Annotated in this window: 4 protein-coding genes, 2 pseudogenes and 1 other annotated feature; of the genes and pseudogenes, 2 read left to right on the top strand and 4 right to left on the bottom strand. The window is 67.3% G+C overall.

What is annotated here, in order from left to right; all coding sequences use genetic code 11:
• Positions 1-18 precede the first annotated feature (18 nt).
• On the bottom strand, positions 19-1,941 hold the full coding sequence (locus AC5YDV_RS19480; protein ID WP_459018334.1) for a tyrosine-type recombinase/integrase: 1,923 nt from the start codon (positions 1,939-1,941) through the stop codon (positions 19-21).
• A gap of 59 nt (positions 1,942-2,000) precedes the next feature.
• Complete coding sequence (locus tag AC5YDV_RS19475) at positions 2,001-3,053, bottom strand: tyrosine-type recombinase/integrase (RefSeq protein WP_463644791.1); 1,053 nt, start codon at positions 3,051-3,053, stop codon at positions 2,001-2,003.
• 56 nt (positions 3,054-3,109) lie between these two features.
• Positions 3,110-3,241, top strand: a sequence feature (AL1L pseudoknot).
• Between AC5YDV_RS19475 and AC5YDV_RS19470 the strand changes: the two are divergent.
• Positions 3,149-3,682 (top strand): annotated as a pseudogene (locus AC5YDV_RS19470) (IS3 family transposase); the annotation flags it as partial. (Overlaps the previous feature by 93 nt.)
• On the opposite strand, the gene AC5YDV_RS19465 reads toward AC5YDV_RS19470, so the two are convergent.
• On the bottom strand, positions 3,606-3,830 hold the full coding sequence (locus tag AC5YDV_RS19465; RefSeq protein WP_496185184.1) for an integrase core domain-containing protein: 225 nt from the start codon (positions 3,828-3,830) through the stop codon (positions 3,606-3,608). The pseudogene AC5YDV_RS19470 and the gene AC5YDV_RS19465 overlap by 77 nt on opposite strands.
• A gap of 61 nt (positions 3,831-3,891) precedes the next feature.
• Positions 3,892-4,968 (bottom strand): IS110 family transposase, encoded by a 1,077-nt coding sequence (locus tag AC5YDV_RS19460; RefSeq protein ID WP_496185183.1) that lies wholly within the window; start codon positions 4,966-4,968, stop codon positions 3,892-3,894.
• On the opposite strand from AC5YDV_RS19460, the pseudogene AC5YDV_RS19455 reads away from it, so the two are divergent.
• Positions 4,945-5,851, top strand: a pseudogene (locus AC5YDV_RS19455) (IS3 family transposase); the annotation flags it as partial. The gene AC5YDV_RS19460 and the pseudogene AC5YDV_RS19455 sit on opposite strands and share 24 nt — an antisense overlap.

Genomic DNA, 5,851 nt, shown 5'->3' with positions numbered 1-5,851 from the left:
TTATGTGGGTGATGTCTGTCAAGCGGGGGTTTGATCGAGGCGTTCGAGGAGGTTGGTGTAGACCTCGGCGCGGCGGGTTTGGCCTTTGGCGCAGGCGTCGTCGCGTTGGGCTTGCAGGGTGGGGCGGTGTTCGATGGTGGTGAAGAACATGGTGCAGGACTCGCAGATGGTTTCGTAGCGGCAGTCGAGCTCGATCGGGCGGGCGCAGTAGCCGTTGCCGAGTAGACGCTTGCTTACCTCAGCGTGCAGGCTGGTCATGGCTGGTCCGGCCGCGTCGGCGGGTAGGCGCACACCTGTTGCGCGCTTGGTGCCGGTGGCGCTCTTTGCGACATCTGTCGTGGTGGGTGTGGTCGTGGCGTAGAGGGACTCGATCTTGCGGGTGACGTTGAAGTATTGGTCGGCGACGGTGCGGTCCCCGATCCGGGCGTAGACCATGGTCATGGACAGGTCAGCGTGTCCGAGCAGAGCGGCGATGGCTTCCAGGCTCATGCCGCGGTTGATGGCTTGGGTGGCAAGGGTGTGACGCAGTTGGTGGGGGTGGACGTGGCCGAGCCCGGCACCGGATGCGGCCTTCGCGACGGCCTTGTCGATGCGGGTCGGTGGGATCGGGCGGCCCCGGTCGAGTAGGAGCAGGTCGCTGGCCTGCCAGTCGGGACGGTCGGCGAGCCAGTCGTCGATCAGGGTCTTCAGCTGCGGGTCCAAGGGGATGTACCGGTCGTTGTGGAGCTTGCCGATGGGGGTGCGCAGCCAATAGCCGGTGCCGATCTGGACGACGGCGTCGATGGTGAGGCCGAGCAGTTCACCGCGCCGCATCCCGGTACGGGCCAGGGTCTGCACGATGAGCCGGTCGAGTCGGTTCGGCAGTGCTCGGGCGGCAGCCATGAACGCGGCTGCCTGGGCGTCGTCGAGGAACTTCGGAAGTGGCTTGTCCAGGCGGGGACGGTCGTCGCGGTACACGGGTACCCGGGCGGGGACGTCGTCGTAGCCCCACTCGATGATCCGGGTGAAGAACGAGCGCAGGTGGCCCATGCGCATGGCCAGGGTCGTCTTGGTCAGCGGCTTGCCTCGGTGTCCCGGCCGTGCTGCGAGCCAGGTCTTGTAGCCCTCGACGTGTGCGCGATCGATGTCCGCGACCCGCACCACCAGGTGAACGTCGCCGTCGCCGCCGGGATCGGTGCCGTGCTGGTCGGCGCTGTGGTGGTGGATGAGGTAACCGGCGAACTGGCGGAGCGTGGTGTCGAACAAGGTGACCGACGCCGGGCGTAGTGACAGGGAGCATTGATGCAGGTAGCGACGCATTGTTGCGGTCATGACCGGGGCGTGGGCTTCGAGGTGGTCCCAGTCGACTTCGGCGACGGGCCGGTGAATCCAGCGTCGTCGCTTGTCCGGGGAGGGTGCTTGGCCACGGTGATGCATGAGCGCGTCGAGCCCGAACAGTGGGGTGGACAGTGACTTGTGCGGGATGGCGTCCTTGCCTGCGGTCACGGACTCGAAGAACACTGTTCGTGCCCGCTGGTAGGCGGCGGGGGTGAGCGCGTCGGGACCCGTACCGGCGATCACGGCAATGCGGGACAGGTGGGTCCACATGCGGCCGATCTCTTTGTCGCAGAACCCGAGCTGAGCGGCCTGGCCGTTGAACCGGTCGTACTGGTCGGGATAGGCGGTACGCAGGTAGACGCCCCAGCGGCATCCAGACCCCGTCACGAAGGCAGGATCGACACACAGGCCAGTCGCCACAGCAGCGTGGGCGGCAAACGACATGACCTCGCTTCGTACGGCCCGCCGGGTCATGACGTCGGCCGCGTTCCAAGCGGCAAGAGTGGTGAAACGCCGGTCGAACCCAGCCACGCCCTGGCGGCGGGTCTGGCGGGCTGCGGGCGTCGCGCCGGCCGCGATGTACGCGTCCGCGAACCAGCGCAGCACGTCGACCGCCTCAGCCACAGCACGGTCCGGCGATGACGTCGGCGCCGGGGACGCACTCACTGGGCCTGTAGAGGGGGTCACGACACCGCTCCGTTGTTGTCGTAGATGTCGGCGAGCACGGTCATGGCGTCGCGATACTGGTCGGCGAGCCAGTCGTTGGACAAGTGCAGGTAAAGGCGAGTCGTGTCGAGGTTCGCGTGCCCCGCCTGGGCCTGGATTGCTTCCAGGCTCATCCCAGCCTCACGCAGGCGAGTGAAGCACGTATGACGCAACTCGTGGCACGTCGCATGAGCGAGCCCGGCTCGGCGGCGGGCTCCGGCGAGGACCTCGTCAAGCCCCGCCGCCGTGAGCGGACGACCCCGGTTGGGGCCCTTCAACACCACGAACACGCGCTCGCCGTCGCCGTCGCGTGGCCGCTCGAGGGACAGGTAGGCGTGTAGGTGAGTGAAGAACAACGGATCGACCGGGACGATCCGTTCGTGACCGCCCTTGCCCGCACAGATGAACACGCGCTGGTCGCCTGGCTGGATATCGGTGAACCGCACGCCGAGGACTTCGCAACGCCGTAGCCCGGCGCGCAGCATGAGCGTGACCATCGCCAGGTCCCGTTGCGTGCGCAGCGCGTTCGTCAGCGCGACGGCCTCACCCGGAGCGAGGATGCGCGGCAGACGCTTCGGGGCCCGGACCAGCGGTGCCCCTCGCAGCGACCGTGTCCTAGGGGTGATCGATCGCGGGACGGGCTGGCGCTCGCACACGCCACGCGCGATGAGGTAGTCGAACAACGAGGTCACCGTCGCCAACCGGCGCTTGATCGTGGAGGCCGCCAACCCCTGCTCGCCATCGGACAGGCGCACCACGTTCCCACCACGTCGTGGCTGGCGTTGTGCCTCGATGAACGCCAACACGTCCGCAGTCCCCACGGCCAGCGGCCGCTTACCCACCACGGTAAAGAAGACCTTCAAGTCGAAAGCCTGCGCCGTCACCGAGTTCGGACGCAGCCGCGCCGCAGTGAACCGCAGATACTCATCCAACAGCGCGTCACCCAACTCGGGAGCGGCGCCGCGCGAGCGGGCAAGGACAGGCACGAACAACTCCATCAACAGCTCCAGCCACGAGAACGACGACCACATCGTCGACCCCGTCACGAACCGCCATCCACCCGGAGTCGAGATCACCTACATATCAAGCCGTATTTCGCGCAGGCGGAGCTCGACCGCCCACAGCGGTGATCGTCGCGTTCATCGACGACCACAAGCACGAGCACGGGGTCGAGCCGATCTGCAGGGTCCTGACCACTCACGGGATCCCGATCGCCCCGAGCACCTACTACGCGTTCGGGTCGAGGCCGGCGAGCCGGCGCGCGTTGACCGATGCCGGTCTGGTCCGGTTGATCGCTGAGGTCCACCAGGCCAACTACGGCGTGTACGGCGTGCGGAAGGTCTGGCACGAACTGCGGCGGCAGGGGCACACCGATGTCGCCCGGTGCACCGTGGAACGGCTGATGCGGATCAACGGGCTCCGCGGTGTCAGCAAGGCCAAGGCGCCTCGTACGACGATCCCGGCCGGCGCGCCGACGCCGGAGGACAAGGTGAATCGCCAGTTCACCGCGCAGGCGCCGGATCGGCTGTGGGTGGCCGACATCACCTACGTGCGCACCTTCGCCGGCTGGGTGTACGCGGCGTTCATCCTCGACATGTGCACCCGCATGATCGTCGGCTGGCAACTGTCGACCAGCCTGCACACGCGGTTGGCGTTGGATGTGGTTGATCGTAGAACGTTGCCTCGTATTCGGCGGGTGGCTGGTATCCGATCTCGCCGTGGCGCCGTCGGTGGTTGTACCAGTCGAGGTACTCGGCGACCGCGTACTCGAGATCGCTGATGCCGTGCCAGGGGCCGCGGTTGCGGATCAGTTCGCTCTTGAACAGCGAGTTGAACGCCTCGGCTGCGGCATTGATGCTCCTATAGCTGTCAAGCTGTGCCGGGTTGGCGGAACTCGCGCGTGAGGGCCCAGATTTCGCGGGCCAGGAGTCGTTTCAGGCAGCGGATGATCTCGGGTTTGGTCTTGCCTTCAGCGATGCGGCGAGTGACGTAGGTGATGGTCGGTTCGTGGTACTGCATCCGAACCACGACCGTGCGGTAGAGGGCCGCGTTGGCTTGACGGTGGCCGCCGCGGTTGAGCCGATGTCTGATGGTCTGACCGGAGGAGGCAGGGATCGGGTTCGTGCCGCAGAGCCGTGCGAAGGCTGCCTCGGAATGGATCCGCTCGGGGTTGTCGCCGAGCACGATCAGCACTTCGGCGGCCACGTCGGGGCCGATCCCAAACGCATCGACCAGGCTGGGTACCACGCTGGCGGTCAGGCGGCTCAGGAGTGCGTCGTGTCCGCGGACCTCCTGGTCCAGAGCGAGCCACCTGCTGGCGATCGCTTGAAGGGCGTTCTTGGTCGCTGCTGTGACGTCCTCGATGGGGCCCGGACGTAGTCCCGCGCAGCGGCGGATCAACGTCATCTTGGGCAACCGTTGGAGTGTCTGCCGTAGTTCGTCGGGTGCGTTCACGAGAACCTGTTTGAGGCTGATCATGGCGCTGCTGCGGGATTTGACGGCATTGTCTTTGGCGACCTTGGTCACTCGGATCATCTCGACGATCCCATCACCGGCCTTCGGCACCGCGTGCACGGTCCCGGCGAGGACGGCCCTCGCCGCATTTTCAGCGTCAAGGGTGTCGGACTTGCCCCGGATTCGACGATCCCTGCGGTCAGTGCGGAGGACCTCGAGCACGCCGATCCCGCTGCGGCGAATCGCCGAGGCGAGCCCGGCGCCGTAAGATCCCGTGCCCTCAACGCCGAAGATCACCGCGCCGCCGAACGCGACTGCCCACGCGATGAGGGCCCGGTAGCCGGCCCGATCGGCGTTGAAGGATCCCGATCCGAGCAGGCCGCCGTGGGCTGACCCCGTTTCGTAGGTCCGGTCGTTATGCGAGTCGTCCTGTTGCCCGCGGTGGCGGGCAGGGAGACTGGTCAGATCATGACGAACAGTAGGAAGCGTCACACGCCGGAGCAGGTCGTCCGTAAGCTCGGGCAGGCCGACAGGATGCTCGCCGACGGGCAGGATGTCGCGGCGGTGTGCCGGGAGCTCGGGGTGTCCGAGCAGACGTACTACCGGTGGCGGAACCAGTACGGCGGCCTCAAGGCCGACGACGCGAAGCGCCTCAAGGAGCTCGAGAAGCAGAACGCCACGTTGAAGCGGCTGCTCGCCGAAGCGGAGCTGGAGAAGGCCGCGCTCAAGGAGCTGGCTGAGGGAAACTTCTAGGCCCGGGCAGGCGCCGTGCCGCCGTCGCGCACCTGATCAGGACACTGCAGGTGAGCGAGCGGATGGCGTGCCGTCTGGCCGGGCTCTCCCGCTCCGCGTACCGACGCCCGCTCAACGCCGACACGGTCACGGACCCGGACCGGGCGCTGCGGGAGTGGCTGCGCGCCTGGGCGAAGGACCATCCCCGCTACGGGTATCGGCGGGCGTATCACGACGCCCGCGCCGAGGGCTGGGTGGTGAACCACAAGAAGGTCCAACGCCTGTGGCGTGACGAGGGGCTCCGGGTCCCGCAGCGGCGTCGAGGCAAGCGCGTCGGATCTTCGACCATCGACACGCCGACGGCGGACGCGCCGAACGTGGTGTGGGCGGTGGACTTCCAGTTCGACGCCGACGAGCAGGGCAGACCGATCAAGATCTGCTCGATCGTCGACGAGCACACCCGGGAGTGCATCGGCGGACTCACCGAACGATCGATCACCGCGGACCGGCTCACCGCCCACCTCGAGGACCTCGTCGCCGCCCGGGGCGCCCCGGCGGTGCTCAGGTCGGACAACGGGCCGGAGTTCATCAGCGAGGCGATGGCCGACTGGGCCGGCACCCGCACCGGCCTGTCCTACATCCC

The sequence above is a fragment of the Propioniciclava sp. LT432 genome (assembly GCF_059515965.1).
Note: the sequence above shows the minus strand (reverse complement) of the source record. Positions and strands in the feature narration are given on the sequence as shown.